We start from the raw sequence: 24908 nt of genomic DNA on the forward strand, positions 1-24908 counted from the left end.
GAGATCCTGGTTCACCGCTTCCGCCTCAGCGCCGTAGAACTCGGTGAAGTGCGAGTCCGTGAGGGCGGCCGCGCCGGGGCGCCGGAGCGCCGAGAGGATCTTCCCGAACGCCATGCCGCCGTTGGCCTTCGACAGCCCGGAGACGTTCTCCGCGATGAACCAGTCCGGCTCGTGGAGAGCCAGGGCGTGCACCCCGAACGTATAGAGGGCGCCGTAGTCGCCGTCCAGCCCCTTGTGCTCGCCGACGGTGCTGAAGTCGTTGCACGGGAAGCCGAACGCGAACGCGTTGAACTTCGGGACCTTTCTCAGGTCGAAGGCTCTGACGTCAGCGGTGAAGACGGTGTCCTCGCCGGCGCCCTCGATGTTCTCGCGATAGGTGCGGGCAGTGTCGGGGTGGTACTCCACGGCCCAGCCGTGGCGGATCGAAGAGCCTCCGTCGCCGGAGATCCTTCTACTCGCGTCCTCAGCGCCGAGTGCGATCCCGCCTGGGCCGCTGAACATCTCGCCCAGCACGTAGTCCGGCACGAAGCCACCTCCGAAGTTCTTCTCTCGTATTGAGCGCCTTATACCCGAATAAGCCCCTGGCCAGGGAGCTCGTCAGGCATGTGGGAAGCGGCTCGCCAGCAGGCTGATCCTCCACGAGGGCACCGACACTCCTGCGTAGTGCTCGCCTGGACGATGCTGTCGCCTACCCCCATGGTCTGCCACCGTAGCTGGCCGACCGGAACTGAGCCGTCGCGGCGCGGGCAGGCGGTGGCATCGGTTGGACGACTCCACTCGATGAGGGCAGTGCCCAGCAATTCCGTCCGCCCGCCCAACGGGCAGGAAAGAGCGGAGCCAAGGAATTTGCGTCATCAAGTAGGATTGCTCGAATGCGAGTTCGTGCGTCCGGGGTGCTCGCATCGTTATCGACCTAACCTCATTCGGGCCCCACGGCAGGTGTGCGCCAGTGAAGGAACTGGCGTTAGCTGTACTAAGCGTGTCAACACATTCGGTAGTCGCTAAAAATTCACCTGACCATCTGGCATGAAGTGCACGCACGCGTGCCTTTGCGCGAGCGGGTGCGAATAGTTCTAAAATGGCGGTAGCGCGCGAATTAGATCGGACGTCTCGTTCAGAATTTCCTTCCGTTGCGATTGCGTCAGCTTTGAATTGTCCTCAACCTCGGCCAGTAGTGAGTGGATTGAATCGATCTGCTCCACGTATGGCGAGCCGGCATTCGTGTGGTCGGCGAAATTGCGAGATAAGTCTGATCCGAGGTATTTGTCTATCATTTCTTGGATCTTTGTGTAGTATATCTCGGTGAGGTCGGCTGGCTTGGCACTCCCTGGATGCAAAGCCTCGCCGGCGTTCCGAGACTTAATGTAATTTGCTCGCACTGATGGCCTGATGGCGCCCGAGGGCGACGATTTCTGTTCAGGTCGGAGCGGGGGAGCCTCAGTGTCGGGGACGTACTTGAAGTCCTGAATGTCTTTGGCGATCAGTTCGATGCGATCCAGGATGGCTTGCTGCGGGTCGCTAGCGTTTTCGCGAGCCTGCGGCTGTCGGAATATGGTCCTGACCGGATGCATGGTTCGTTGCAGGTGCTCGTCGCCATCTTCGTGATGGGCGTTCCGAAGGTATTCTGCCAATTGTCGCTTAGCGCTATTAGCTCGATCTGCCCGAGTGGAGTACTGAATAACTCTCTCGTCGGTGAAGTCGAATGGCGGCCCGCCGCTCTCCTGTTGAAGGAGTATTACCGGCTTGTCGGCGCGTGAGCTATGGCGACTTCGTACATAACGTTCGGGTTCCGCCCCGTGAGGTCTGCAATGCAGACGTCGGCGGCGACTATATCGCTAACTACTTTCGAGGTGATGGAGCCGGGAGCTCGAACGTCGTCTGCGCGGACGGGCGTACCAAATCCGGGAACTTCTGCTACCGCAGGCTTTACGATCTCTTCGAGGAATAATTTTGTGAAATCGAATCCATCGTCGTCCACTTTTGCGATGGGGGAGATGACGAACACGCTTTTCAGTGACTTTTCGTCTGGGGCATCCTTGGCCATTTTCTACCTCATCTTGGGCAACGGGAAGCGTGGTTGTTGACGTGTCGACTAGGGTTGGGTTACAGGCGTGAAGCTCGGTGGTACATAGAAGTATAGGGTTGGCGTGTCGAAGGGTGGTCCAGAGTGGGTGGGTTGAGGTCGTCTCACCCGTCGGCTCCTTCTGCCGTGGTCACGGCATGAACCAGGCAGACTTGCTCGAGCTATCCGACCACAAGATCGAGTCACGGGCCACCATGGCCGTGATCGCCTTCAAATGCGTTGCCGGCCGCGAGGCCACAGACACGTGCGGCGCACGCGACGCCCTGGTTGACTTCGAGTCCGTCGACGACGCCACTGGCGAGAAGCGCCTGATCGGGATCATGGCCTTCGGCGGTGTCGGCCGCGGTAATTCCTAGTGGCTCGAGCCCGACCAGATCAAGGCCTTCGAGACGGGCCCCGTCGCGCACCTCAACCTCGTCACGAACGTGCGCTCGGCGGATCTGTCGCGGATCCTCGATCTCACGGGGAGCAGGTGCGTGAGAGGATCGAGAAGACGCGCGAGGAGCGCTACTTGGAGGTGCCGATGCCAGTTGTTTTTTGCGGCAACCTCGTCGCGAGCGTCTCAGCGTGGCCCGCGTTACCACCGATGGAGTCGGCCGGTGACGATCGAAGGCGCCGGGTTCACCAGCACGAGCTGTACGAGCGCCATCGCGCCGCGGGCACTCTCCCGCTCACCGATGACGAGGGCGGCGCCTGGGGCTGAGCCCGCAGACGCCGCCCGTCGGCCGGACGCGACGCCCTCACCGCCGCCCGGCCCGCACCCCCAGCACCCACGCCCCTACCAGCGCCACCACGATCCCGTTCAGTGGCGCGATCCCGATGGCGTACTCGTTCGACACCCACGCCACCACGCACCCGGCCACGTACGGCACGAGCGCCTGCCAGCGCACCTTCTCGGTGAGCGTGGACAGCGCCGGTCGCCCGCCGCGCCAGCGGGCGATCCAATCACCGATGAGCACCCCGCCGACCGGCGGGATGAGGATGCCGATGAGGCTGAGGTAACCCACGATGTGCCCCTCGACGCCGAGCGGCGCGAGCACGGTGCCGATGGCGACGCCACCGATGATGAAGGGCCCCTTGCGCCTCGCGTTCGCGAGCTCGGCCCCGGCGACGCCGAAGGCGTAGGCGGCGTCGGCGTTGGACTTCCACAGGTTCCCGAACAGGAAGAACAGTCCCCAGCCGATCATGCCCATGCTCAGCAGCAGCGTGGTGAAGTCGCCTTCCCCGAAGGCCAGTGCGGAGACGGCGCCGAAGAACACCATCAGCCCGTTGCCGATCACGAAGCCGAGCCCGCAGGCGATCACGGCGTCGCGGCCGCGCCTGGCGAACCGGGTCCAGTTCGCGGCCTGCGTGCCGGCGGAGGCGAAGGTGCCCACCACGGTCGTCACGGCCGCGGCCCAGGTCATGGAGGTGGTGGGGGCGATGTCGAACAGTCCCCGCCAGCCGCCCACCTCTCCGAGCGCGAGCGCGGTGATCCAGAAGGCGAGCACCAGGATCAGCGGCGTGGAGATCAGCGAGACCCAGTACATGCCCTCGTAGCCGTACAGCGCGGTCAGCATCATCAGGGCGGAGACGCCGATCATCACCAGCGCCGGAGCCCAGGCGCTCTCCCAGCCGAAGGCGAGCGCGGTCATCTGCCCGATCGAGCCGACCGCCACCCCGTACCAGCCGATCTGCGTGCCGCCCAGCGACGACGGAGACGAGCTTCGACCCGGCGGTGCCGAAGGTGTACCTCGACATCACCACAGTGGTCAGGCCGGTGCGGGCACCGAGGAAGCCGATCGCGGCGACGTACGCGCCGAGCACCACCGAGCCCACCAGCAAGACGACCAGGAACTCGCTGAAGCGGAAGGCCGCGCCGATCGAGGCGCCGGCCATGAGCGTCGGCGCGAAGACGGTGAAGCCGATCAGCACCACCGAGATCGAGACGACGCCGCGCCGCGCCGAGGCGGGGACGGGGGTGACCGGGTAGTCGGGGTCGACGGGCTCCGTGCCCGCCGCCTCCTCGCGCGCTCGGCCGCGGTCACCGGCCCGCGCCGTCGACGTCGGAGCCCTCGGCGCCCGCGCCCGAAGCGCCCGCGGCCTGCGCGCCCTCGCCGGCGGAGCCGGCCCCGTCGGTCGACGCGCCGAGCTCGCCCGTCTCCACGCCGATGTCCTCGCTCCAGATCTCGGGACGCTCGGCGATCATCCGCTCCATCAGCGCCACGCACTCGGGATCATCGAGCACGTCCACGGTGACGCCCCGCTCGCGCAGCAGCCGCCTCGGCCATCTCGAAGGTGCGGTTCTCGCCCACCACGATCCGCGGGATCTCGTACAGCGCGCGGTGCCGGAGCACATGATGCACGGCGACAGGGTCGTGTACAGCACCGACTCCCGGTACACGCTCGCGCGCAGACGCCCGGCCTTCTCGATCGTGTCGGTCTCGCCGTGCAGGATCGCGGAGTCCTTCTGCACGCGCTGGTTATGACCGGCGGCGAGCACCTGCCCGTCGTGGACCAGCACCGCGCCGATCGGCACCCCGCCCTCGTCCCAGCTCTTCTGCGCCTGCTCGATCGCGAGGGAGAGGAAGCGGCGGTCGTCCTCGGCGGTGGGGGTCCAGGTCATGGCGGAGTGCTCCTGCGGGGTGGGGGAGGGGTCGCAGGTGATCGTAGAGCCGATACGCCCGACGCCGCGTGCCCCGCGCCGGCGGCGAGACCCGGTGCGGTCCGCGTCACCGCGGCACGTCGGCCCGTTTCGGCCAGAACTCGTCCGAATCGTCCCTTGAAACCTGTGCGGCCGCTCTGCTTGGGTCAGAACATGACCCACCTCACACGACGACGTGTCATCGGTGCCATGACGGCGCTCCCCCTCCTCACCCTCCCCGCCGCGGCCCACGCCGTCGGCAAGGGCCCCGAATGGGGCGGCAACGGAAACATCACCACCGCCCACCTCTCCACCTACGACGATGTCGCGGCGTTCCTGCACAAGCAGGCCGACAAGCGACCGGCGATGCGGCTGGACGTCATCGGGCAGTCGGTAAGGGCCGCGACCTCTACCTCGCCTCGTGGATCGGCGACCCCGCGAACCCCACGATCCTCTTCCTCACCCAGCAAGCACGGCAACGAGCGGCTCACCACCGAGGGAGCGCTCGAGTTCATCAAGCACCTCGGCACCGGCCGCAACCGCGATGTGCTCGACGGCGTCAACGTGCTCGTCGTCCCGATGCTCAACCCCGACGGCGCGATGGGCGACGTCGACTTCTCCCTCGACGGCTACATCGCCCACGGCGACCGGCACCTCACCCGCTACAACGCCCGCGAAGTCGATCTCAACCGCGACCACGTCGACCGGCTCCAGCCCGAGACCCAGGCGCCGCACGAGAACGTGCTGGGCGCCTACGACATCGACTACATGATCGACCTCCACCACCAGGGCGCCTACAGCGCGATCGGCGAGGACTGGGTCTCCGGCTCGATCCTGTACCCCACCACCCCGAACGCCTCCGCCGAGCTCGTCGAGCGCTCGAAGCGACTCGGCGCCGTCGTGTACGACGCGGTCGACTCGACCGGCTGGGGGCTGATCGGCAAGTACAACGGCGGCTCCGCCGAGACCATCAGTCGCAACGGCCTCGCCGTCGAGTACGACATCGCCACGCTCCTGTTCGAGATGCGCGGCATGGCCGACCACTCCGGTGAGAGCTACGTGCTCGGTGCCCGCAGCGGCGGCTACCTCATCCGGCAGACGGTCATCACCCTCGAGGAGACGACCCGCGCGATCGCAGACGGCTCCATCCAGGCCGCCGACACCTCCTTCTGGGACACCCTCCCCACCCAGGGGCGGTACGACCCCGACGAGTGAGGGCGGCGGCGCGGGCCGCGGCCGAGGGGGACCCTCACCGCATGTACGCCTCCGCCAGCGGCTCCGCGGACCGCGGCCAGCTGCTCCACCCGCGGGCCCTGGTGGGCGATGATCAGCTCGTCGGCGCCGGTGGCATCGGCGAACTCGGCGACCTGGTCCCGGACCACGTCCGGCGTGCCGACGGCGCTGTAGGTCGCCATCTGGTGCAGGTGCTGGGCCTGGGGCGCGGCGAGCAACTCGTCGGCCTGCTCGTCGGTGTACTTGGTGCCCGGGCGCGAGCAGCAGCGCCACCCGGTCGCGCATCATCTCGTGCCGCTGGCGCTCGGCGTCGGCCCGATCGTCGGCGGCGATCACGTTGAAGCCTGCGATGACGTGGGGCTTCTCGAGCCGCTCGGAGGGCTGGAACTCGCGGCGATAGAGCGCGATCGCCTCGTGGAGAGCGCCGGGGGAGAAGTGCGAGGCGAAGGCATAGGGCGGCCCGAGCGCGGCGGCGAGGCCCGCGCCGAACAGCGAGGAGCCGAGGATGAACAGCGGGACGTCGGTGCCCTTGCCCGGGTAGGCGTCCACGCCCGGGATCCGGGACCGGCCCTGCAGGTAGCCCTGCGGCTCCATGACGTCTTCGGGGAAGGAGTCGGCGGAGGCGGCGGCGCGGCGCGCCGCGCGCATCGTGTTCTGGTCGGTGCCCGGCGCACGGCCGAGGCCCAGGTCGATCCGGCCCGGGTGGAGCGTCTCGAGGGTGCCGTACTGCTCGGCGATCACGAGCGGGGAGTGGTTGGGAAGCATGACGCCGCCCGCGCCGAGCCGGATCGTGCTGGTGTGCGCGGCGACGTGGGCGATCAGCACCGAGGTCGCGGAGGACGCGATCGACGCCATGTTGTGGTGCTCGGCGTACCAGACCCGCCTGTACCCGGCCTCCTCCGCCTTTCGGGCCAGGGCGACCGTGCCCTCGAGCGCGTCCGCCGGGGTCTGGTCGCGCGCGGCGGTCGCGAGGTCGAGGATCGAGAGCGGGACGGGCATGGGGGACCTTTCGTCGAGTGACGGTGCCGGCCGGCTCGCCCGGCACCCACGGGGTCAACGCCTCACGTGCCGTTCCTCTTCCCGGGCTCCCGGGAGCAGCGGGGGCTCCCGCCGCGGACCTCCCCTGAGACCCCATGTCACGAGAAGGTCACGGGCCCCTTCTGGTCTTCGCCCCCGGGCCCGGGAGCCACAGGATGGCCGCATCCCGCGCAGGCGCACGGGACATGACCACTCTCCCCGAGCCCCAGGAGCCGCCATGTCCTACGTCCAGCCCGCCGACCTGGTGGACCGGCTCACCGCCGCCGGCGCCGCGAAGACCTCCTACTCCACCGGCGCCACGATCCTCCGGGCGATCATGGGCGGCGCGATCCTGGCGCTGGCCGCCGCGTTCGCCGTCACCGTCTCCACTCAGACCGGCCAGCCGGCGCTCGGCGCGGCGCTCTTCCCCGTCGGCTTCATCCTGCTGTACCTGATGGGCTTCGACCTGCTCACCGGGGTGTTCACCCTGGTGCCCCTCGCTTGGCTCGCCCGCCGAGACGGCGTCACCCTCCCCGCGATCTTTGCGCAACTGGGGCCTGGTGTTCCTGGGCAACCTGATCGGCGCCGTCGCCGTCGCGGTGCTCATGGCCATCTACTTCACCTACGGCTTCGCCACCGAGCCCAGCGCCGTGGGCGAGGCGATCTCCGAGATCGGCCACGGCCGCACCGTCGGCTACGCCGAGTACGGCGCCGCCGGCATGCTCATCCTGTTCGTGCGCGGCGTGCTGTGCAACTGGATGGTCTCCACCGGCGTGGTCGGCGCGTTCATGTCCGACAGCATGCTCGGGAAGATCGCCTGCATGTGGATGCCCGTGATGCTCTTCTTCTACATGGGCTTCGAGCACTCCATCGTGAACATGTTCCTGTTCCCCTCCGGCCTCTTTGCTCGGCGCGGACTTCACCCTGTTGGACTACCTGATCTGGAACGAGATCCCCACCGTGATCGGCAACCTCGTGGGCGGGCTGGCCTTCGTCGCCCTTCCGCTCTTCCTCGCCCACCGCCGCCACGCCGCCGCTCCGGCCGACGTGCCTGCGGACACGGAGCCCGCCGCCACCTCCGCCGCGCCCGGCGCGACCGTGACCTCCGACGCGACCTCGGGTGCGTCCGCAGACCAGACCGAGCTCCGGGCGTCGTCGCCCGCCGCACCGGCCGCCGGCTCCACCGCCGACCCGTCGGCCGACGGACCCACCGAGACCGCCGACCTGGTGGGGGCGACCCGATGAGCGCCCGCATCGTCGTGATCGGCGCCGGCATGGCGGCGCACCGCCTGGTCGACTCCCTGGTGACCCGCGCGGAGGACCGTCTGGAGATCACCGTCCTCGGCGACGAGGCCCGCCGCCCCTACGACCGGGTGGGCCTGACCCGCTTCTTCGACGGCGAGACCGCCGAGGATCTCACCCTCCCCGCCACGATCTTCGCCGACCCCCGCGTCACCCTCCACGAGGACGACCCGGCCACCGCGATCGACACCGGCGCCCGCACCGTCACCACCGCCTCCGGCACCGTCCACGCCTACGACCACCTGGTCCTCGCGACCGGCTCGGTCGCCGCCCGGCCCCCCGTCGAGGGCGCGGAGGCGCCCGGCGGCTTCGTCTACCGCACCCTGGCGGACGTCGAGGACCTGCGCCGCCACGTCCAGGAGCGGGCCGCGGCCCTGGACCGCCCCGTGCGCGGAGTCGTCGTCGGCGGTGGACTGCTCGGCCTCGAGGCCGCCGGCGCCCTGCAGGGCATGGACGCCGAGGCGACCGTGCTCCAGTCCAGCGACCGGCTCATGTCCGCACAGCTGGACCTGCCCGCCGGGACCGTGCCGCGCCGCCTCATCGAGGCCCGCGGCATCGCCGTGCGCACCGACGCCCGCACCACCGCGCTTCGCCCCGGGCCCGACGGGGCCGTCGAGGCCGTCGCCCTCCGGGACGGCACCGAGTCGCCCGCCGACCTCGTCGTCCTCACCGTCGGCGTGCGCCCCCGCGACCAGCTCGCCCGCGCGGCAGGCCTGGACTGCGCCGAGCGCGGCGGCGTGCGGATCGACGCGGCCTGCACCACCTCCGACCCCCGCATCCACGCGATCGGCGAGGTCGCCGCCTTCGACGGGCAGTGCGTGGGCCTGGTCGCCCCCGGATACGCCATGGCCGAGGTGGTCTGCGACCGGATCCTCGGCGGCGACGCGACCTTCGACGGCTACGACCTCTCCACCAAGCTCAAGCTCTCCGGCGTCGACGTCGCCAGCTTCGGTGACGCCTTCGCCACCACCCCAGGTGCCCTCGACGTCGTCTACACCGACCCCGTCAGCGGCGTCCACAAGAAGCTCGTCCTCTCCGACGACGCGAAGACCCTGCTCGGCGGGATGCTGGTGGGCGACGCCTCCGCCTACGGCTCCCTGCGCCCCCTCGTGGGCGGAGCGCTCGGCGCCGACCCGGCCGTGCACCTCCTGCCCGCCGGCGCCGGCTCCGCCCCCACCCCCGAGTCGCCGGATGAGGCGATCGTCTGCTCCTGCTCCTCCGTGAGCGCCGGGACGATCCGCCACGCCGTGCGCGAGCAGGGCCGCACCGATGCCGCCGAGGTCACCGCCTGCACCAAGGCCGGCGCCACCTGCGGCTCCTGCACCGTCATGGTGAAATCCCTGGTCACAGGCGAGCTCGCGAAGCTCGGCAAGGCCGTCTCCACGGGACTGTGCGAGCACTTCGACCTCTCTCGACGCCAGCTCTTCGACGCCGTGCACGTCTCGGGCCTCGACACCTTCAGCGCCGTCATCGAGCGGTTCGGCCGCGGCCGCGGCCGCGACGTGTGCAAGCCCGTCCTCGCCAGCATCCTCGCCGTCCTCGTCCCCGAGGGCCACGTGCTCGAGGGCGAGAACGCGACGCCGCAGGACACCAACGACCACGTCATGGCGAACCTGCAGAAGGACGGCACCTACTCCGTCGTCCCCCGCATGCCCGGCGGGGAGGTCACCCCCGAGGGCCTGATCACGGTGGGGGAGGTGGCCCGCGACTTCGGGCTGTACACCAAGATCACCGGCGGGCGGCGCGTGGACATGTTCGGCGCCCGCCTCGAGCAGCTCGCCCCTGATCTGGCGGCGCCTGGTCGACGCAGGCTTCGAGTCCGGCCACGCCTACGGCAAGTCGTTGCGCACCGTGAAGTCCTGCGTCGGCTCCGCCTGGTGCCGCTACGGCGTGATGGACTCCACCGGCATGGCCGTCACCCTCGAGCGCGCTACCGCGGACTGCGTGCCCCGCACAAGTTCAAGCTCGGCGTCTCCGGGCGCGCCCGCGAGTGCGCCGAGGCGCGCGGGAAGGACGCGGGCATCATCGCCACCGCCCAGGGCTGGAACCTGTACGTCGGCGGGAACGGCGGTGCGACCCCGCGCCACGCCGAGCCGCTCGCCGAGGGCCTGGACGACGCCACCCTGATCCGCACGCTGGACCGGTACTTCATGTACTACCTCCGCACCGCGGACAAGCTCCAGCGCACCGCGCCCTGGGTCGAGTCCCTCGACGGCGGGATCGACTCCCTGCGCGCGGTGATCATGGAGGACTCCCTGGGGCTGGCCGCGGACCTCGACGCCGCCATGGCCCGCCACGTCTCGGCCTACCGCGACGAATGGGCCGAGACCCTCGCCGATCCCGCGAAGCTCGCCCGCTTCCGCTCCTTCGTCAACGCCCCCACCACCCCCGACCCTGGCCTCGCCCATGTCCCCGAGCGCGGCCAGCTCCGCCCCGCCCGGCCCGAGGAGCGCGGCGACGCCCGCGTCCTGATCGCCGGCACGACCCTGGAGGTACGACGATGAGCACCGCCCTCACCACCCCCGCCCTCGCCCCGCGGCTCGCCGCGAACTGGGAGCGGCTGTGCCCGCTGACCGACCTCGAGGTGGAGCGCGGCCGCGCCGCCCTCCTCGGCGAGGAGCAGGTCGCCCTGTTCCTGCCGCCCGGCGGGGACGTGCGCGCGGTCGACAACCACGACCCCTACTCGGGCGCGAACGTCATCTCCCGCGGCATCGTCGGCTCCCGCGCGGGACGGCCCACCGTCGCCTCCCCGATGTACAAGCAGGTCTTCGACCTGCGCTCCGGCACCTGCGTCGACACCCGCGGGAAGGCCGTGGAGCGGCCGCGCGTCTGGCCCGTGCGCACCCTCGACGGGGACCTGTACGTCGCGCGCGGGGGTGCGCGATGAGCGGCGCCGTCCCCGGCCGCGTCGCCCTCGTCGGCGGCGGGCCCGGTCCGCTGGATCTGCTCACCGTGCGCGCCCTGCGCCCGCGCGCGCGGCCGACGTGGTGATCGCCGACCGGCTGGGCCCCGCCGCCGAGATCCGAGCGGAGCCGCGTCCCGACGCGCCGCTGGTCGACGTGGGCAAGCGCCCCGGCCACCACCCCGTCCCGCAGGAGCGGATCAGCGTGCTCCTGGTCGAGCACGCCCTCGCCGGACGCACGGTCGTGCGGCTCAAGGGCGGCGACCCCTTCGTGCTCGGCCGCGGCGGGGAGGAGGTGCTCGCCTGCCGGGCGGCGGGGATCGAGGTCGAGGTGGTCCCCGGGATCTCCAGTTCCCTCGCCGTGCCCCAGGCCGCCGGGATCCCCGTCACCCACCGTGGCACCTCGGCAGGCGTGCACGTGGTCAGCGGTCACGACGCCGCCGGGCCGCACGGCCCGTCCCCGGCGACCCTCGCCGCGCTCGCCGACGACAGCATCACCACCGTGGTGCTGATGGGGGTGCGGACCCTGCCCGCCCTCGTCGCCGCCGCCCGCGCCCACGGCGTGCCGGGGGAGAGGCCCGTCGCGATCATCGAGAACGGGCACACCCCGCGCCAGCGCACCACCCGCACCACCCTCGAGCGCGCCGTGCGCGCGGCAGAGGAGGCGCAGGTGCGCGACCCGGCTGTGATCGTGATCGGCGAGGTCGCCCGGCCCGGGTCGCTCGGCGAGGAGCCGCCGGCGCTCGACGCGCGCGTCCTCACGGTCGCTCCGTCCGTCTCCTCTCCCGCGCCCCTCGCCGCGCCGATGGAGTCCGCCGGCTCCGCGGCACCGACCGCACGGTCGCCCGTCGCGGGACCCGGGGCGTGAGCGCCCCCGCGAGCCTCTCGTCCGCGCTCGAGGGGCGTCGCCTCGTCCTGGCCCTGGACCGACGGGCCGACGAGCTCGCCGCCGCGCTCCGGCGACACGGCGCCGCGATCCAGCACGCCCCCGCCATGAGCATGATCCCGCACGTGGACGACCCGCTGCTGCTGGAGCGCACCGCCGAGCTCGTCGCCCGGCCGCCGCGGCTCCTGATCGCGACCACCGGGGTGGGGATGCGCGGCTGGTTCGAGGCGGCCGAGGCCGCCGGCATCGCCCCCGCCCTGCGCGCCGCGCTCGCCGGCACCCGCGTCCTCGCCCGCGGTCCGAAGGCCCGCGGCGCCGCCCAGAAGGTCGGCCTCACCGTCGACTGGGTCGCGGCCGACGGCACCTCCGCCGAGATCATCGAGCACCTCGCGGGCCGTGACCTGCACGGGATCCGCGCCGCGGTCCAGCACCACGGCTCCGGCGCCGACGGCCTCGACGAGGCGCTCGAACAGGCCGGCGCCCAGGTCACGGCCCTGACCGTCTACCGCTGGGGACCGCCCCGAGACCCCGCGGCCGTGCACCGCTCCGCGCTCGCCGCCGCCGTCGGCGAGGTCGATGCGGTGCTGTTCACCGCCGCACCCGGCACCGAGAACTGGCTCGCCGCGGCCGAACGGGCCGGTGCCCTGCCCGGCATCGCCGCGCACGCCCGCGCCGGGCGCCTGCTGATGGCGGCCGTCGGCCCCCTCACCGCCGGGCCTCTCGAGGCGCGCGGCATCCCCGCGCCGCTGCCCGCCCGCGGCCGGATGGGCGCGCTCGTGCGCACCGTCGTCCAGCACTTCGATCCCGCCGACGCCGGCCGTCGCCTCCAGGAGGACGCCTCATGACCACCCTCGTCGCCTGCTCGCACGGAACCCGCTCCCCGGCCGGCCGCGCCGCCGTCGCCCGGATCCGTGCCGCCCTCGCCGACGCGATCCCCGGGACCGAGGTGCGGGAGGCCTACGTCGACGTCGAGTCGCCCGAGGTCGCCGGCGTCGTCGCGGAGGCCGCCGCGCACGGGCCCGTCGTGGTGCCGCCGCCGCTGCTCTCGACCGGATTCCACACCTCCGTGGACATTGCCGCCGCCGTCGCCCCGCACCCCGGCGCCGCGGCCGCCGAGCCGCTGGGCCCGCACGAGCCGCTGGTGCGGTCCCTGCGCGACCGTCTGGCCGCGGTCAGCGGGGGCGACGCCGGCCACCGCCCGGGCGATCACGTGGTGCTCGCCGCGGCCGGCTCCTCAGACTCCGCCGCCGCCTGTGCCGTGGAGCGGATGCGGGACCTCCTCGCCGCGCGCCTGCCCGCCCCGGTCACCGTCGGCTACGGGGCCGGTCGCGCCCCCACGATCCCGGAGGCGGTGGCCAGGGCCCGCGCCGCGGGGGCGCGCCGCGTCATCGCCGCGAGCTACGTGCTCGCCCCGGGGCACTTCGCGGACCTCGTGGAGCGGGCCGGGGCGGATCTCGTCTCCGCCCCTCTCGGCGACCACCCGGCGGTGATCGCCGTGGCCGCGGCTCGGTTCCGGCAGGCGCGTCCCGCGCTCGAGGCCGCCGCCGTCCGCTGACACCGACGCCCGGACGGCGTCGCCTGCGAGACTGCGCAGCGAGGGCATGGAGTCCCGGCGACCCGAGCCGGCCCGTCGCCGATCCGCCGGAGATGACCGACGCGGCAGGCGATCCCGCCTACGCGCAGGCGCTCGCCGAGATGCAGGAGCTGACCGCGCGGATGCAGGCCGAGGTCGGGGACGCGCCCTACGCGGGCCCGGACACCCCGCGCCTGGAGTGGCCGACGGCGCGGTGACCTGCGGCGGCCCTCAGGCCTTCGCGTCGGCCGTGTCGTCGGCGGTCACGTCGTGCTCGGCATCGCGAAGCAGGTGCTCGCCGCCGACGGGGCTGGAGATCCAGTCCTCCACGCGCCAGCCCGCGGCGGGATCGCCGACGAGGGTGACGAGCCCGGTGTTGTACAGCGGCCGCTCGGACAGCGAGGCGGCGCCGAGCCCGCCGGCGACCGAGGCGAAGACGCGGATCGCGGCGCCGTGGCTGACCACGACGACGGTCGCGTCCTCGGCGTGCTGATCCGCGATGTGCCGCGGCGCCCGGGTCCAGCGGTCCCAGAACTCCCTCCCGGTCTCGCCGCCGGGCGCCCCGCCCTCGAGCTCGCCCGCGCTCCAGCGCTGGTGGTTGTCCTGATAGGCGTCGACGGCCTCCGCGTCCTGCCGGCCCTGGTGGATCCCGGCGCGGATCTCCTCGATCCCCTCGGCCAGGCGCGGGCTGAGCCCGCGCGAGGCGGCGAGCGGGGCCGCGGTCTCGTGGGTGCGCAGCAGGCGGGAGACGTGGATGGCGGCGATGTCCTCGTGCGCGAGCGCGGCGGGGACCGCACGAGCCTGGGCGTGACCGAGCGTGGTCAGCCCCGGCCCGGGATAGGCGGCGTCGAGGATCCCCTCGACGTTGGAGGGCGTCTGGCCGTGGCGGAGAAGGAGGAGGCGCATGCTCAGCACCGTACGAGATCCGTCGTGAGCGTGCACGGGGGCGGTCTCGGCGGCGGTCTGCATCACAGCGCCCCCGGCCCCGGCGGCGGTCTGCATCACAGCGCCTTCGACCTCGGCCGCTTCCCGGGGCGGCGCCTCCAGCGTCTCGCCGCCGCGCTCGCCGGCCGCCGGGAACCGGGCCCCGGCGCTGGTCAGGACCGACGTGACCGACACTCCGCGGCCCTCTTCGGTCCGTTCCCTCGCCGACGCCCCCGGGGACCGCGTCGCCCACGACTCCCAGCGAGCTCCCGGGCACCCTCCCGGCAGATCACGGATAGCTGACAGCGGCTCTACAGCCTGCGCTTCTAGCTTTCCGGCTCCACCGCAGGAGACCGAGAGGACCCGTCATGGACACCACCGACCCCCGCCGCGTCGGCCGCCCCTATCCCGAGGCGCGCGAGCACACCGCCGCACAGAACTCCGCCGCAGCGGTCCCTGGCGACGCCGCACCGCGCAACAGCTTCGAGGGCCGGCCCCTCCACCACCCGGACGAGGATGTCGAGGACCAGGGCCTCGCCTTCGACGTCGGCACTCTGGTCTCCCGCCGCGGCGCGCTCGGCGTGCTCGGCGCGGGCGCGTCGCCGCCGTCCTCGCCGCCTGCTCGAGCGGCTCCGCGACCAGCACCGGCGCCGCGAGCGACGGGGGAGGGGCGAGCGACGCCGGCGGCTCCAGCGCCTCCAGCGAGCTCACCGAGATGCCGGGCGAGACCGCCGGCCCCTACCCGGGCGACGGCTCCAACGGTGCCGACGTGCTCGAGACCAGCGGTGTGGAGCGCTCCGACATCCGCTCCTCGATCGATTCGGACACCACGGCCGAGGGCGTCCCCCTCGACATCACCATGACCATCATCGACATGGCCGGCGGCGACGTGCCGATGGAGGGCGCGGCCGTGTACCTGTGGCAGTGCGACGCCGCCGGGCAGTACTCGATGTACTCCGAGGGCGTGGAGGAGGAGACCTACCTGCGCGGCGTGCAGATCGCCGACGCGCAGGGCAAGGTCACCTTCACCTCCATCTTCCCCGGTCGCTACACCGGCCGCTGGCCCCACCTCCACTTCGAGGTGTTCTCCGATGCGGAGTCGATCGTCGACGCGACCAATGCGATCCTCACCTCGCAGATCGCGCCGCCCCAGACGGAGGCGGACGGCGTCTACGAGCTCACCGAGTACGCGGGCAGCGCCGAGAACCTCTCCCAGCTCACCCTCGAGACCGACAACGTCTTCTCCGACGGCTACGAGCAGCAGCTCGCGACCCTCTCCGGCGACCTCGAGACCGGCTACTCCCTCGCCATCGACGTTCCGATCGACACCACCACGGAGCCCGAGGCCGGCGGGATGGGTGGCGGCGAGGGCGGTGCGGGCGGCCAGCCGCCGGCCGATGGAGAGGGCGGTCCCGGCGGTGAGGGCGGCACCCCGCCCGAGGGTGCGCCGGGCGAGGGCGGCGAACCCCCGGCGGATGCGCCGTCCGACGGCGGCGGAGACACGCAGAGCTGATCCGGCGACCTGCACGGCCCGGCGATCGCGCGGCCCGGCGCAGAGCTGACGCGGCATCGGCAGAGCTGATGCGTGCGGACGGATACGGCGCCGGGAGGGGGCTCAGCAGAAAAGGGACTCCTGCGGCACACGGCGGAGCTCAGCGCCGTGCCGTGCCGCGGGAGTCCCCTTTCTGCAGGTGCCGCACCAGCCGGCACCGCCTCAGAAGAAGGGGAGCTGGCCGAGGATCATCCAGCCGCCGTTCACGATGATCCCGATGACGGCCAGGAACACCAGGGCGAAGCCGATCCGCATCACCGGGCCCCTTGCGGAGATGCCGCGCCCGTTCTGCGGGGCGATGAAGCGCTCGGGCCGGTCGCGGTCGTGGAGCACGGTCACGCTCATCCCGCTGCGGTCCACGGTCCCGATGTCGCTGACCACCGGGTTCGCGCGGACCGTCTGCCCGCGGTCGGTCGTGAACTCGATCGTCTCGACGACGCGGCTGGAGCGGTCCTCCCGGGTGCCGCTGTAGTGCACGTGCGAGGAGATCACCCGCCCCTCGGCCCGCATCCCGCTCGAGGCCAGACGCCGCGCCCGCAGCGAGGTCCCGCACGGCTGAGATCACGATCCACAGCCCCGCCAGGACCAGCAGCAGTGCGACCAGTGCGAACATCGCGCCGAATGCGCCGAAGCCCATGCGCACCCCGTCCATGGTTCCCCCTTGCTCTCACCCGTCGGCCCCCGCCGACGTGTCACTCCGACCGAGCGTACCGGGCACGGTGCGGCGCGGGACGGCGAGGGCTAGAGTCGGGACGGAGCATCCGCCCGCGGGAAGGACCCTCATGCGACGCAAAGCATCGTCAACGACCCCGACCAGCTCGTCCCCGAGGCGCTGGAGGGCTTCGTCCTCAGCCATCCGGGACGCCTCGCCCTCGACGCCGAGCACCGCTTCGTCCGACGCGCCGAGCCCGCCACTGGCAAGGTCGGCCTCGTCTCCGGCGGCGGCTCCGGCCACGAACCGGCGCACGCCGGCTTCGTCGGGGAGGGCATGCTCGACGTGGCGGTCGCCGGCGCCGTCTTCGCGAGCCCGACCGCGCCGCAGGTCCTGGAGGCGACCAAGGCCGCGGACTCGGGCCGCGGCGTCGTCCAGATCGTCAAGAACTACACCGGCGACGTGCTGAACTTCCGCATCGCCGGGGAGATCAGCGGCGACGACCAGGTCGAGACCGAGATCGTGCTGGTGGACGACGACCTCGCCACCGACACGGCAGACGGGGAGGCCCGGGCCGCCGCGGCACCGCCGCCACCGTGATCGTCGAGAAGGTGTGCGGCGCCGCCGCCGAGGAGGGCCAGGACCTCGCCGCGGTCGCCGAGGTGGGCCGACGCGTCGCCGCCTCCGCCCGCACCATGAGCCTCGCGCTGACCGCCGGTACCCACCCCGGCGACGAGGAGCCCCAGTTCACGCTCGGCGACGACGAGGTCGAGCTCGGCGTCGGCATCCACGGCGAGCGCGCCGCCCAGCGCGTCCCCTTCACCAACGCCGACGGACTCACCGACCTGCTCCTGGACCCGCTGCTCGAGGAGCTCTCGCTCGAGCGGGGCACCGAGGTGATCGCGATCGTCAACGGCCTCGGCGGCACCTACCCGCTCGAGCTGAACCTCGTCGCCCGCCGCCTCCACCATCGGCTCGACGACGCGGGCATCGCCGTCGGCCGCGACCTCGTCGGCTCCTACGTGACCAGCCTCGACATGCACGGCGTCTCGCTGACGCTGATGCCGCTGGACGAGGAGTCGCGCCGTCTCTGGGACGCGCCCGTCCAGACCCCTGCCCTGACCTGGTAAGGAGCACCGCGATGACCGACCACGCCCTGCCCGACGACTTCGGCCGTCTCGTCGTCACGACCCTTCGCGAGACCCTCGAGGGCGCCGCGCCCGCGCTCGGCGACCTCGACCGCCGCGCCGGCGACGGCGACTTCGGCGACAACGTCCGCACCGCCATGAAGAACCTCGGCCGCGAGCTCGAGGGCGGCGAGCCCGCCGACTACCGCGGCTGGGTCACCGCCATGTCCCGTGCCTGGCTCGGCGTGGGCGGCACCTCCGGGCCCCTGTTCGGCATGTTCTACCGCGACCTCGCCAAGGCCGCCGGCGACGGCGAGGTCCCGGACCTCGCCGCGCTCGCCGAGGCGCTCGCCGCCGGCCAGGTCGTGATCCAGAAGTACGGCGAGGCCGAGGTGGGGGACCGCACCATGGTCGACGCCCTCGCCCCCGCCGTCGCCGCGGCGCGCGAGGCCGCCGGCTCCGGGGCCGACGCCGCGCACGCGCTCGGCGCCGCCGAGAAGGCCGCGATCGACGCCGCGAAGGGCACCGCCGAGCTCACCGCCCGCCGCGGCCGCGCCAGCTACGTCGGCGACAGCGCCAAGGGCGTCATGGACCCCGGCGCCTGCGCGATGGCGCTGGTCGTCGGCGCGCCGCGCGCCGCGGTCGGGGCCGACGGGGGAGAGGTCCGCGCCGACTGGATCGGGTGAGCCTTCGGAGTCTTCGTGGGCGTCCGAGCTCAGCGGTTCGACCGGGAGCGGGGCGTCGAGGGAACGCGGCCCACGGCAGATCGATTCAGCGTCGTGCTCGTCGCCGAGTCCCCCGGGGGTTCTCGGCGAGGATCCTGCGTGCCTTCATCGCGAACTCGTCGGCGAGCTCCAGGAACTCCGCGTCCAGACGGTCCTCGACGACGAAGCGCTCGTTGTCGCGGGACTTCATCTGCACCGTGTAGGGCCGGGCATCGTCCTCGGGCCGGGGGCGGAAGCTGAGCGTCATCGCGATCTCCTCACGCTGTTCCGGGGCACGAGTCTACCGAGGACGCCTGCGCGGCGGGAAGCGTGACTCCGCGGAGCCGTCGCGCGTCGTGACCGCTCGAGGATCTCCTGGACCAGGATCTCGTTCACCTCGTCCAGCATCGTCACGTCGGTGGGATCCCAGCGCCTGTCGTCGAGCAGATGGACCAGGAGCCGCATCCCGGTGTTCCGTCCGACCTTGTCATCCTCCCGAGTGAGGTCCAACGCGTACTCGACCCGCCGCCACCATTCCGCGCGGCTGTCTGCCCTGCGTCGGTGGCTCAGGGTGAACAGGGCGATGGCCGCCGCGATCGCGCCGACTGTCGCGGTTGAGAAGGGGGCCAGCGCGACGAGGACGTCCAGGAGAGCGGCTGTACCTCCGTGCTCGACCGGCATCAGTCCCTCGCCTCGTTCCATGTCGTGCGCCCACCGCAGTCTCAGCGCACCTGATGAGCCCTCGGCGCCGTGCTCCCTTCCAGTATGGAAAGGGGACCGTGTGCCCGCACCCCCTGCCGTGGGAATGTGGACGACGGGCCCCGGACACCCCGCGCACTGCGGACCTGCCCGCTGATAGGTTCGCTGATCGTGTCCGACCTCGCCGCCCTGCTCCCCGATCTGAGCACCAGCTCCTGGTCGCTGGTGGTGCTCGGCGCGCTCATCGTCGGCTTCTCCAAGACCGCGCCGCCCGGTGCAGGCACCCTCGCCGCGGGCGCGTTCGCGCTGGCCATGCCCGCGAAGGAGTCGACCGCCGCGCTCCTGCTGCTGCTGATCCTCGGCGACATGACGGCGCTGTGGGTGTACCGGCGGGAGCCGGACTGGCGCACCCTCGTGCGCCTCCTCCCCAGCGCCATGGTCGGCGTGATCATCGGGGTGTTCTTCTTCGCCGCGGTCGACGACACCGCTGTGCGCGTCACCATCGGCGTGATCCTGCTGGCGCTGGTCACCCTCACCCTCGTCCGCCGCGCCCAGGCCGCGCGCCGCCCCGCGGCGGAGTCGGAGGCGTCGGACCACTCTTCGGCCCCCGGGCCCGCGACCGGCGCCGAGTCCGAGGGCGGCGACCGCAAGGGTGCCGCCGCGACCGCGCAGGGCATCGGCTACGGCCTGCTCGGCGGCTTCACCACCATGGTCGCCAACGCCGCCGGGCCCGTCATGTCGCTGTACCTGCTGATGATGCGGATGCCGGTGCTGACCTTCCTGGGCACCTCGGCGTGGTTCTTCGCCGTGATCAACCTGTTCAAGCCGCCCTTCTCCGCGGGGCTGGGCCTGTTCACCGCCGAGACCCTCGCGATGGACGCGTCGCTCGTGCCGGTCGTCTCGCTGGCCGCCTTCGTGGGCGCGAAGGTCGCCCGCCGCATCTCCCAGTCGGTCTTCGACAAGCTCGTGCTGGGCCTGACGGTGCTCGCCGCGATCGGCCTGCTCATCCCCTGACCAGGGTCCGGTTGCTCGCGGAGGCCCCGGCCCTCACGGGATCTCGTCGGCCGTCAGGCCGGCGGTGAATCCCCAGTCCCGCAGGTCCTCGTCGCTCGCCGCGTAGAGCACCTCTCGCACCTCGACCCGCCGAGGCTCCCCGCCGTGCTCCTCGAGCTCCGCCGTCCACACCGGTTCTTCCCGGTTGAAGTAGAGCGTCGCGGTGGTCTGGTCCAGCAGCAGCGCCGAGTCCGCCCCGCAGTGGAGCCAGGACTGCCGGCCCGCGCGGTGCTCGAGGTCGTCGCGCGGCACGGCTCCGCACTGCGTCCCGTCGGCCAGCACCACGACCAGCGGGTTCGGCATCTCCGAGGCGTGGGAGGTGAAGCCGACGAGCATCGAGGAGCGGATCCGGGCCGCGGAGCGGGTGAGCGGATCGCGCACGCACAGCGCCTCCCCGGCCTGCCCTCCCTCGACGGAGCGGCAGACCAGCAGTCGCTTGTCCGCGCCGCCGCAGCGGAAGAAGTCCTCGCCGATGGCCCAGTCGGTCGCCTCCGGCAGGGTGCCCGCGCAGGCGTTCCCGGGCAAGTCGACGATCTCCCAGTCCTCGTCAGGCCAGATCCCGGCCACCCGAGTGCGGGTCAGCGGCGGGACCTCTGCAGTGGGCCTCAGGCTCGCAGCGGGCTCCTCATGTCGCCCGGCCGACGGGGTCGTCGGGGACGGGTCGGGCGCGAGCGGCACCGGCTGGGGCGCGTCCTGGCGGACGGCGATCGTCGCCGGGGCGGACGTGGACTCGGTCGCCTCCGGGGCCGCAGGCCCCGCGAGGCACCCTGCGAGCACGGCCCCCAGCAGCGGCGCACCGCTCAGCGCGAGGGCGCGCCGGGCGGCGGCAGGGTGCGTGGGGGTCTCGGGGCGCCGGGGCGCGGCCGGGCGTCGGGACGCGGCGGGGGACGGCGAGGAGCGGCGCGGGGTCATGGCGCATCGAGTCCGTTCGGAGGGTCCGCTCCCTCGGGGAGGGGCGATCCGCCGCCCGCCCCCGGGGATCACGGCCAGGATAGAGCGCGCACACCGCGGGACACAGGGGTCCTACCGTTCGGATCCCGGCCCGGTCGCCCCGGGCCCGGTCCCCGTCGGCCCGGACCCTGTCGGCCCGGTCGATCCGGGCCCGGCCGACGCCGCCCAGCGGCCGATCCGCCGGATCTCCTCCAGCGACTCGGGCGGGTCGATGACCTCGACCGGCGCGCCGATCCGGGCCAGGTGCAGTGCCACCCAGGTCAGGTCGTCGGCGCCGGCGCGGAGCACGCAGGATCCCTCCCCGTCGGCCTCGAGCGTGCCGGAGCGTGCCGGGATGTGGGGTGCGATCTCGTCGTACGGGGCCAGGATCCGCACGGTGCAGGCGGTGGGATAGGCGCTGAGGGTGATCGACTCCCGCACCGCGGCCTTGTGGCGCTCGCCGCGCTCGGTCGCGTGATCGTCGGCGCGGCTGCTGTGGGCCTGGCACCTGGCGGATCGCTCGCGGCGGCAGGGCCCCGCCGCATGAGCCGACAGGCCGACGGGCGTGCTCGTCGCCGCGCGGGGATCGACCCCGCTCCGTCCCCGGGCTACGGTGGTGCCGCCACCGCGCCGGCCCGGCCGCGACCGACCTCGGGAGAGCACATGAGCATCACCGGACGACTCGACGGCGGCGACCTCGTGCGCGCGCCGCACCGTCCCCGCCTCACGGACGCGGATCTGGCAAAGATCTCACCGACCCGGACCACCTCGCCACCTGGTACGGGACCTACTCCGGCGATCCCGCGAGCGGCGTCGTCGAGGTGACCATGACCGCTGAGCCCGGCGAGCCCTCCACCTCCCCGTGGAGCATCCACGCCTGCGAGCGCGAGCGCCTGCTCACCGTCAGCTCCGCACTCGGGGACCAGGTCTGGAAGCTCTCGCTCGAGCTCGAGGGCGGCTCCGACGGTGCCGGCGGCGCCGCGGGTGACCTCACCCATCTCGCGTCGCGCCACCACGACGTGCCCGCCGACATGGTCGAGCACATCGGGCCCGGCTGGGAGTGGTACCTCGACCGGCTCGTCGGCGCCGTCACCGGCTCCCGGATCCCAGGTATGGACGTGTGGGACGCGGAGTACATGAGCCGAGCGCCCGAGTACGCCGCGCTCGCCGGCTGAGGCGCGCCCCGCTCGCAGGAGCCGGAGGAGGCTCCGGTCGAGCGCGATCAGCGCCCCGGCCGCGAGCGCGGTCACCACGATCGCTGGGCGTCGGCGCCCGCGATCGTCGGTACGTCGATCAGAAGAAGCGCCCCAGGGCGTCACGGAGGTCCGCGGCGGTCTGCTGGAGGAATCTGGTCACGACCTCGCGCTCGTCGGCGGTCAGGCTCGCCGCCGCGTGGAATCTTTGCGCCTGAGCCCTGCCCATCGACGCCATGGCCGCGGCCTTCGTCTGCTCGGAGAGTCGAATGGTGCGAGACCTGCGGTCGGTCGGGTGCGCCAGACGTTCGATGTGGCCACCGCGCTCGAGACGGTCGAGCGCCTTCGTCACCGAGGCGTTCGATATCCCCAGGTGCGCGGAGAGGGTGCTCGCCGTGGGCGCCTCGCCCTTGTTCGCGGAGACGATCAGGAACTGGATCGCCTTCATGTCGGTCGTCCCGAGCCGCATGTACTCGCGGCCGGCGAGGGCCAGTGCCTCCTCGGCCCGTCGCAGATCCGCCATCGCGCTCATCAGGTGACCGATCTGGACGATCTCCTCACGACTCACGTGGTCGCGGGAGACGAGCTCGGACAGCGGATCGGTCGCGTCGACGTCGTACAGCCAGCGATGCGACCCGTCGTGCTCGGCGCCGCCGCTCGCCCCCTCGCCGTCCTCCCGATCGTCCATCCGTAAACCGTACACCAGGGACTATGTATGCTGAGCGTATTACTTCCTCGGCTAACTAGTTTCAGGAGACCCCTGTGCCACGCTCTCTCGCCCGCTGGTCGCGGGTTCTCGTACCGGCCGCGCTGATCGTCGCCTGGCTTGCCGCGGCCGCGGTGGGCGGGCCCTACTTCGGCCGGGTCGAGGAGGTCTCCTCGAACGATCAGACGACCTTCCTGCCGGAATCGGCCGATGCCACGGTCGTCCAGAGCCGGCTCGATGAGTTCCAGGACAGCGACTCCCTGCCCGCGATCCTCGTCTTCACCTCAGACGAGAAGCTGTCGAAGAGCGCGCTCGGCGAGCCGCAGGAGAGCCTCGACCGGGCCGCCGGCGTCGACGGGGTGCTGGAGGGCGGCTCACCGGCCATACCCTCCGAGGACGGGCTCGCCGTCCAGGCGATCCTGCCGCTGGACCCGGATGCCGAGACCGGCGAGGTGCTCGCGGAGGTCGAGGACGCGGCCACGGAGGGCATGCCGGAGAGGGGTTCGCCTCCACATCACCGGCCCTGCCGGATTCTCCGCCGAGCTGAGCGAGGCGTTCGCCGGGATCGACGGCGTCGCTGCTGGTCGCACTCGCGGCGGTGCTGGTCATCCTGGTGCTCGTCTACCGCTCGGTGATCCTCCCCATCGCGGTCCTGCTGACCAGCGTCCTCGCGCTCTCCGCCGCGCCGCTCGCCATCTGGTGGCTCGCCAAGGCCGGAGTCCTCCTCCTCAGCGGACAGACGCAGGGGATCCTGTTCATCCTCGTCATCGGCGCGGCGAACGACTACTCCCTTCTCTACGTCGCGCGATATCGCGAGGCTCTGCGGGAGAACCGGAGCAAGCGCATCGCCACCGGTGTCGCGCTCCGCGGCACCATCGAGCCGGTGCTGGCGTCCGGCGGCACCGTGATCGCCGGCCTGCTGTGCCCTGCTGCTGAGCGACCTGCGGTCGAACAGCACCCTCGGGCCGGTCGCGGCGATCGGCATCGCGTTCGCGATGCTGGTCGCTCTGACGTTCCTCCCGGCGGTCCTCTACGCGCTGGGGCGGGTCGCGTTCTGGCCGCGGCGTCCGCACTACGATCCCGAGCTGTCCGCCTCCGGCACCCAGGCCACCGCACGAGGGGTGTGGGCCGCCGTGGCACGCTTCGTGCGCCGCCACCCCCGACCGATCTGGATCATCACGACCCTGCTCGCTGGTCGTCGGTGCATCCGGTCTGACGCAGCCTGCGCGCCGACGGCGTCCCGCAGTCGGACCTGGTCCTCGGCGAGTCCCAGGCGCGAGAGGGTCAGGTCGCGCTCGGCGAGCACTTCCCCGGAGGATCCGGCTCGCCGGTGTACGTCCTCACGCCCGAAGAGGACATGGAGGAGGTGGCGGGGGTGCTCGCCGGGAGCGAGGCGATCGATGGAGTGTCGATCACGGTCGACGGCTCCTCGTCCACCACCGCGACCCTGAGCGCTGACGGCGGCATCGAGTCGCTCGTCCCCGGCGAATCCCCGGAGGCGAGGGTCTCCCAGGGTGACGTGCTGATCCAGGCCACCCTGGTGGAAGCGGCGGACTCCGAGCAGGCCGCGGAGGATGTGCGCGCGCTCCGCGGGCCGCCGCACGAGATCTCCGAGCAGGTGTACGTGGGAGGGGTCACGGCCACCGCGGTCGACACGAACGACGCGGCCGTCCACGACCGCGATCTCATCATCCCCCTGGTTCTCGGAGTGATCTTCGTGATCCTCGTGCTCCTGCTTGCGCTCCCTGC

At 72.2% G+C, this 24908-nt stretch carries 27 protein-coding genes and 7 pseudogenes; 19 read left to right on the forward strand and 15 right to left on the reverse strand.

Annotation, left to right across the window (positions count from 1 at the left end):
- Window positions 1-138 precede the first annotated feature (138 nt).
- The 4 genes and pseudogenes from WKH84_RS14680 to WKH84_RS14695 form a co-directional block, all read right to left on the reverse strand.
- Window positions 139-501: pseudogene (locus WKH84_RS14680) on the reverse strand (DNA cytosine methyltransferase); the annotation flags it as partial.
- Window positions 502-1073: 572 nt separating this feature from the next.
- Window positions 1074-1571 (reverse strand): hypothetical protein, encoded by a 498-nt coding sequence (locus WKH84_RS14685; RefSeq protein WP_341854182.1) that lies wholly within the window; start codon window positions 1569-1571, stop codon window positions 1074-1076.
- 164 nt (window positions 1572-1735) lie between these two features.
- Window positions 1736-2044 (reverse strand): hypothetical protein, encoded by a 309-nt coding sequence (locus tag WKH84_RS14690; RefSeq protein ID WP_341854183.1) that lies wholly within the window; start codon window positions 2042-2044, stop codon window positions 1736-1738.
- Between the two features lie 221 nt (window positions 2045-2265).
- Window positions 2266-2490 (reverse strand): hypothetical protein, encoded by a 225-nt coding sequence (locus tag WKH84_RS14695; protein WP_341854184.1) that lies wholly within the window; start codon window positions 2488-2490, stop codon window positions 2266-2268.
- 104 nt (window positions 2491-2594) lie between these two features.
- Here WKH84_RS14695 and WKH84_RS14700 point away from each other — a divergent pair, with 104 nt between their 5' ends.
- Window positions 2595-2786: a hypothetical protein gene (locus WKH84_RS14700; protein ID WP_341854185.1), complete on the forward strand. Its 192-nt coding sequence runs from the start codon at window positions 2595-2597 to the stop codon at window positions 2784-2786.
- A 37-nt stretch (window positions 2787-2823) separates the two neighbouring features.
- On the opposite strand, the gene WKH84_RS14705 is transcribed toward WKH84_RS14700, so the two are convergent.
- The 3 genes and pseudogenes from WKH84_RS14705 to WKH84_RS14715 all read right to left on the reverse strand — a co-directional run bounded on the left by WKH84_RS14705 (window position 2824) and on the right by WKH84_RS14715 (window position 4688).
- The gene (locus tag WKH84_RS14705; RefSeq protein WP_341854186.1) at window positions 2824-3741 is read right to left on the reverse strand and encodes a cytosine permease; all 918 of its coding nucleotides are present in this window, start codon (window positions 3739-3741) and stop codon (window positions 2824-2826) included.
- A gap of 91 nt (window positions 3742-3832) precedes the next feature.
- Window positions 3833-4000: pseudogene (locus tag WKH84_RS14710) on the reverse strand (cytosine permease); the annotation flags it as partial.
- A gap of 106 nt (window positions 4001-4106) precedes the next feature.
- Window positions 4107-4688, reverse strand: coding sequence for a nucleoside deaminase (locus WKH84_RS14715; RefSeq protein WP_341854187.1), 582 nt, complete (start codon window positions 4686-4688; stop codon window positions 4107-4109).
- A gap of 228 nt (window positions 4689-4916) precedes the next feature.
- On the opposite strand from WKH84_RS14715, the gene WKH84_RS14720 reads away from it, so the two are divergent.
- A complete protein-coding gene (locus WKH84_RS14720; RefSeq protein ID WP_341854188.1) occupies window positions 4917-5921 on the forward strand; it encodes a M14 family zinc carboxypeptidase in 1005 nt (334 codons plus the stop codon).
- 98 nt (window positions 5922-6019) lie between these two features.
- Here WKH84_RS14720 and WKH84_RS14725 read toward each other — a convergent pair.
- Window positions 6020-6938: pseudogene (locus WKH84_RS14725) on the reverse strand (LLM class flavin-dependent oxidoreductase); the annotation flags it as partial.
- A gap of 256 nt (window positions 6939-7194) precedes the next feature.
- Between WKH84_RS14725 and WKH84_RS14730 the strand changes: the two are divergent.
- From WKH84_RS14730 to WKH84_RS14760, 7 genes and pseudogenes are all read left to right on the forward strand, one after another.
- Window positions 7195-7967, forward strand: a pseudogene (locus WKH84_RS14730) (formate/nitrite transporter family protein); the annotation flags it as partial.
- Window positions 7968-8197: 230 nt separating this feature from the next.
- The gene (gene nirB / locus WKH84_RS14735; protein WP_341854189.1) at window positions 8198-10762 is read left to right on the forward strand and encodes a nitrite reductase large subunit NirB; all 2565 of its coding nucleotides are present in this window, start codon (window positions 8198-8200) and stop codon (window positions 10760-10762) included.
- Entirely contained in the window at window positions 10759-11145 is a 387-nt protein-coding gene (gene nirD, locus WKH84_RS14740; RefSeq protein WP_341854190.1) for a nitrite reductase small subunit NirD, read from the forward strand. Before nirB ends, nirD begins: the two co-directional genes overlap by 4 nt.
- Window positions 11146-11242: 97 nt before the next feature.
- Window positions 11243-12028, forward strand: coding sequence for a uroporphyrinogen-III C-methyltransferase (cobA, locus tag WKH84_RS14745; protein ID WP_341854191.1), 786 nt, complete (start codon window positions 11243-11245; stop codon window positions 12026-12028).
- The gene (locus WKH84_RS14750; RefSeq protein ID WP_341854192.1) at window positions 12025-12891 is read left to right on the forward strand and encodes a uroporphyrinogen-III synthase; all 867 of its coding nucleotides are present in this window, start codon (window positions 12025-12027) and stop codon (window positions 12889-12891) included. The genes cobA and WKH84_RS14750 overlap by 4 nt, the downstream gene beginning before the upstream one ends.
- A complete protein-coding gene (locus WKH84_RS14755) occupies window positions 12888-13601 on the forward strand; it encodes a CbiX/SirB N-terminal domain-containing protein (protein ID WP_341854193.1) in 714 nt (237 codons plus the stop codon). Before WKH84_RS14750 ends, WKH84_RS14755 begins: the two co-directional genes overlap by 4 nt.
- Before the next feature lie 92 nt (window positions 13602-13693).
- A complete protein-coding gene (locus WKH84_RS14760) occupies window positions 13694-13837 on the forward strand; it encodes a hypothetical protein (RefSeq protein WP_341854194.1) in 144 nt (47 codons plus the stop codon).
- A gap of 13 nt (window positions 13838-13850) precedes the next feature.
- Here WKH84_RS14760 and WKH84_RS14765 read toward each other — a convergent pair whose 3' ends face one another.
- Complete coding sequence (locus WKH84_RS14765) at window positions 13851-14738, reverse strand: histidine phosphatase family protein (protein ID WP_341854195.1); 888 nt, start codon at window positions 14736-14738, stop codon at window positions 13851-13853.
- Window positions 14739-15258: 520 nt separating this feature from the next.
- On the opposite strand from WKH84_RS14765, the gene WKH84_RS14770 reads away from it, so the two are divergent.
- Complete coding sequence (locus WKH84_RS14770) at window positions 15259-16056, forward strand: 3,4-dioxygenase subunit beta (protein WP_341854196.1); 798 nt, start codon at window positions 15259-15261, stop codon at window positions 16054-16056.
- Between the two features lie 201 nt (window positions 16057-16257).
- On the opposite strand, the gene WKH84_RS14775 is transcribed toward WKH84_RS14770, so the two are convergent.
- Entirely contained in the window at window positions 16258-16587 is a 330-nt protein-coding gene (locus tag WKH84_RS14775) for a DUF3592 domain-containing protein (RefSeq protein WP_341854197.1), read from the reverse strand.
- Window positions 16588-16891: 304 nt separating this feature from the next.
- Between WKH84_RS14775 and WKH84_RS14780 the strand changes: the two are divergent.
- Together WKH84_RS14780 and WKH84_RS14785 are read left to right on the forward strand one after the other, a co-directional pair.
- A pseudogene (locus tag WKH84_RS14780) lies at window positions 16892-17877 on the forward strand (dihydroxyacetone kinase subunit DhaK).
- Between the two features lie 11 nt (window positions 17878-17888).
- Window positions 17889-18560 (forward strand): DAK2 domain-containing protein, encoded by a 672-nt coding sequence (locus WKH84_RS14785; RefSeq protein WP_341854198.1) that lies wholly within the window; start codon window positions 17889-17891, stop codon window positions 18558-18560.
- An 85-nt stretch (window positions 18561-18645) separates the two neighbouring features.
- On the opposite strand, the gene WKH84_RS14790 is transcribed toward WKH84_RS14785, so the two are convergent.
- A complete protein-coding gene (locus WKH84_RS14790; RefSeq protein WP_341854199.1) occupies window positions 18646-18846 on the reverse strand; it encodes a hypothetical protein in 201 nt (66 codons plus the stop codon).
- Window positions 18843-19259 carry a hypothetical protein gene (locus tag WKH84_RS14795; RefSeq protein ID WP_341854200.1) on the reverse strand — a complete coding sequence of 139 codons (417 nt, stop codon included), beginning with the start codon at window positions 19257-19259 and terminating at the stop codon, window positions 18843-18845. The genes WKH84_RS14790 and WKH84_RS14795 overlap by 4 nt, the downstream gene beginning before the upstream one ends.
- 189 nt (window positions 19260-19448) lie before the next feature.
- Between WKH84_RS14795 and WKH84_RS14800 the strand changes: the two genes are divergently transcribed.
- Window positions 19449-20291 carry a sulfite exporter TauE/SafE family protein gene (locus WKH84_RS14800; protein ID WP_341854201.1) on the forward strand — a complete coding sequence of 281 codons (843 nt, stop codon included), beginning with the start codon at window positions 19449-19451 and terminating at the stop codon, window positions 20289-20291.
- Window positions 20292-20324: 33 nt separating this feature from the next.
- Here WKH84_RS14800 and WKH84_RS14805 read toward each other — a convergent pair whose 3' ends face one another.
- On the reverse strand, window positions 20325-21242 hold the full coding sequence (locus WKH84_RS14805) for a hypothetical protein (RefSeq protein WP_341854202.1): 918 nt from the start codon (window positions 21240-21242) through the stop codon (window positions 20325-20327).
- A 111-nt stretch (window positions 21243-21353) separates the two neighbouring features.
- Window positions 21354-21701, reverse strand: coding sequence for a WYL domain-containing protein (locus WKH84_RS14810; RefSeq protein WP_341854203.1), 348 nt, complete (start codon window positions 21699-21701; stop codon window positions 21354-21356).
- Between the two features lie 102 nt (window positions 21702-21803).
- Between WKH84_RS14810 and WKH84_RS14815 the strand changes: the two genes are divergently transcribed.
- Window positions 21804-22085, forward strand: a complete 282-nt coding sequence (locus WKH84_RS14815) for a hypothetical protein (RefSeq protein WP_341854204.1) — start codon at window positions 21804-21806, stop codon at window positions 22083-22085.
- 2 nt (window positions 22086-22087) lie between these two features.
- Complete coding sequence (locus tag WKH84_RS14820) at window positions 22088-22435, forward strand: hypothetical protein (RefSeq protein WP_341854205.1); 348 nt, start codon at window positions 22088-22090, stop codon at window positions 22433-22435.
- A 118-nt stretch (window positions 22436-22553) separates the two neighbouring features.
- On the opposite strand, the gene WKH84_RS14825 is transcribed toward WKH84_RS14820, so the two are convergent.
- The gene (locus WKH84_RS14825; RefSeq protein WP_341854206.1) at window positions 22554-23141 is read right to left on the reverse strand and encodes a MarR family transcriptional regulator; all 588 of its coding nucleotides are present in this window, start codon (window positions 23139-23141) and stop codon (window positions 22554-22556) included.
- A gap of 74 nt (window positions 23142-23215) precedes the next feature.
- On the opposite strand from WKH84_RS14825, the gene WKH84_RS14830 reads away from it, so the two are divergent.
- From WKH84_RS14830 to WKH84_RS14845, 4 genes and pseudogenes are all read left to right on the forward strand, one after another.
- Window positions 23216-23794 carry a hypothetical protein gene (locus WKH84_RS14830; RefSeq protein WP_341854207.1) on the forward strand — a complete coding sequence of 193 codons (579 nt, stop codon included), beginning with the start codon at window positions 23216-23218 and terminating at the stop codon, window positions 23792-23794.
- Window positions 23791-24015 (forward strand): annotated as a pseudogene (locus WKH84_RS14835) (MMPL family transporter); the annotation flags it as partial. The gene WKH84_RS14830 and the pseudogene WKH84_RS14835, both read left to right, overlap by 4 nt.
- Before the next feature lie 121 nt (window positions 24016-24136).
- Window positions 24137-24610, forward strand: coding sequence for an MMPL family transporter (locus tag WKH84_RS14840; protein ID WP_341856912.1), 474 nt, complete (start codon window positions 24137-24139; stop codon window positions 24608-24610).
- Window positions 24517-24834, forward strand: a pseudogene (locus WKH84_RS14845) (MMPL family transporter); the annotation flags it as partial. The gene WKH84_RS14840 and the pseudogene WKH84_RS14845, both read left to right, overlap by 94 nt.
- Window positions 24835-24908 lie beyond the last annotated feature (74 nt).

The sequence above is a fragment of the Brachybacterium sp. GPGPB12 genome (assembly GCF_038396325.1).
GTDB lineage: Bacteria > Actinomycetota > Actinomycetes > Actinomycetales > Dermabacteraceae > Brachybacterium > Brachybacterium conglomeratum.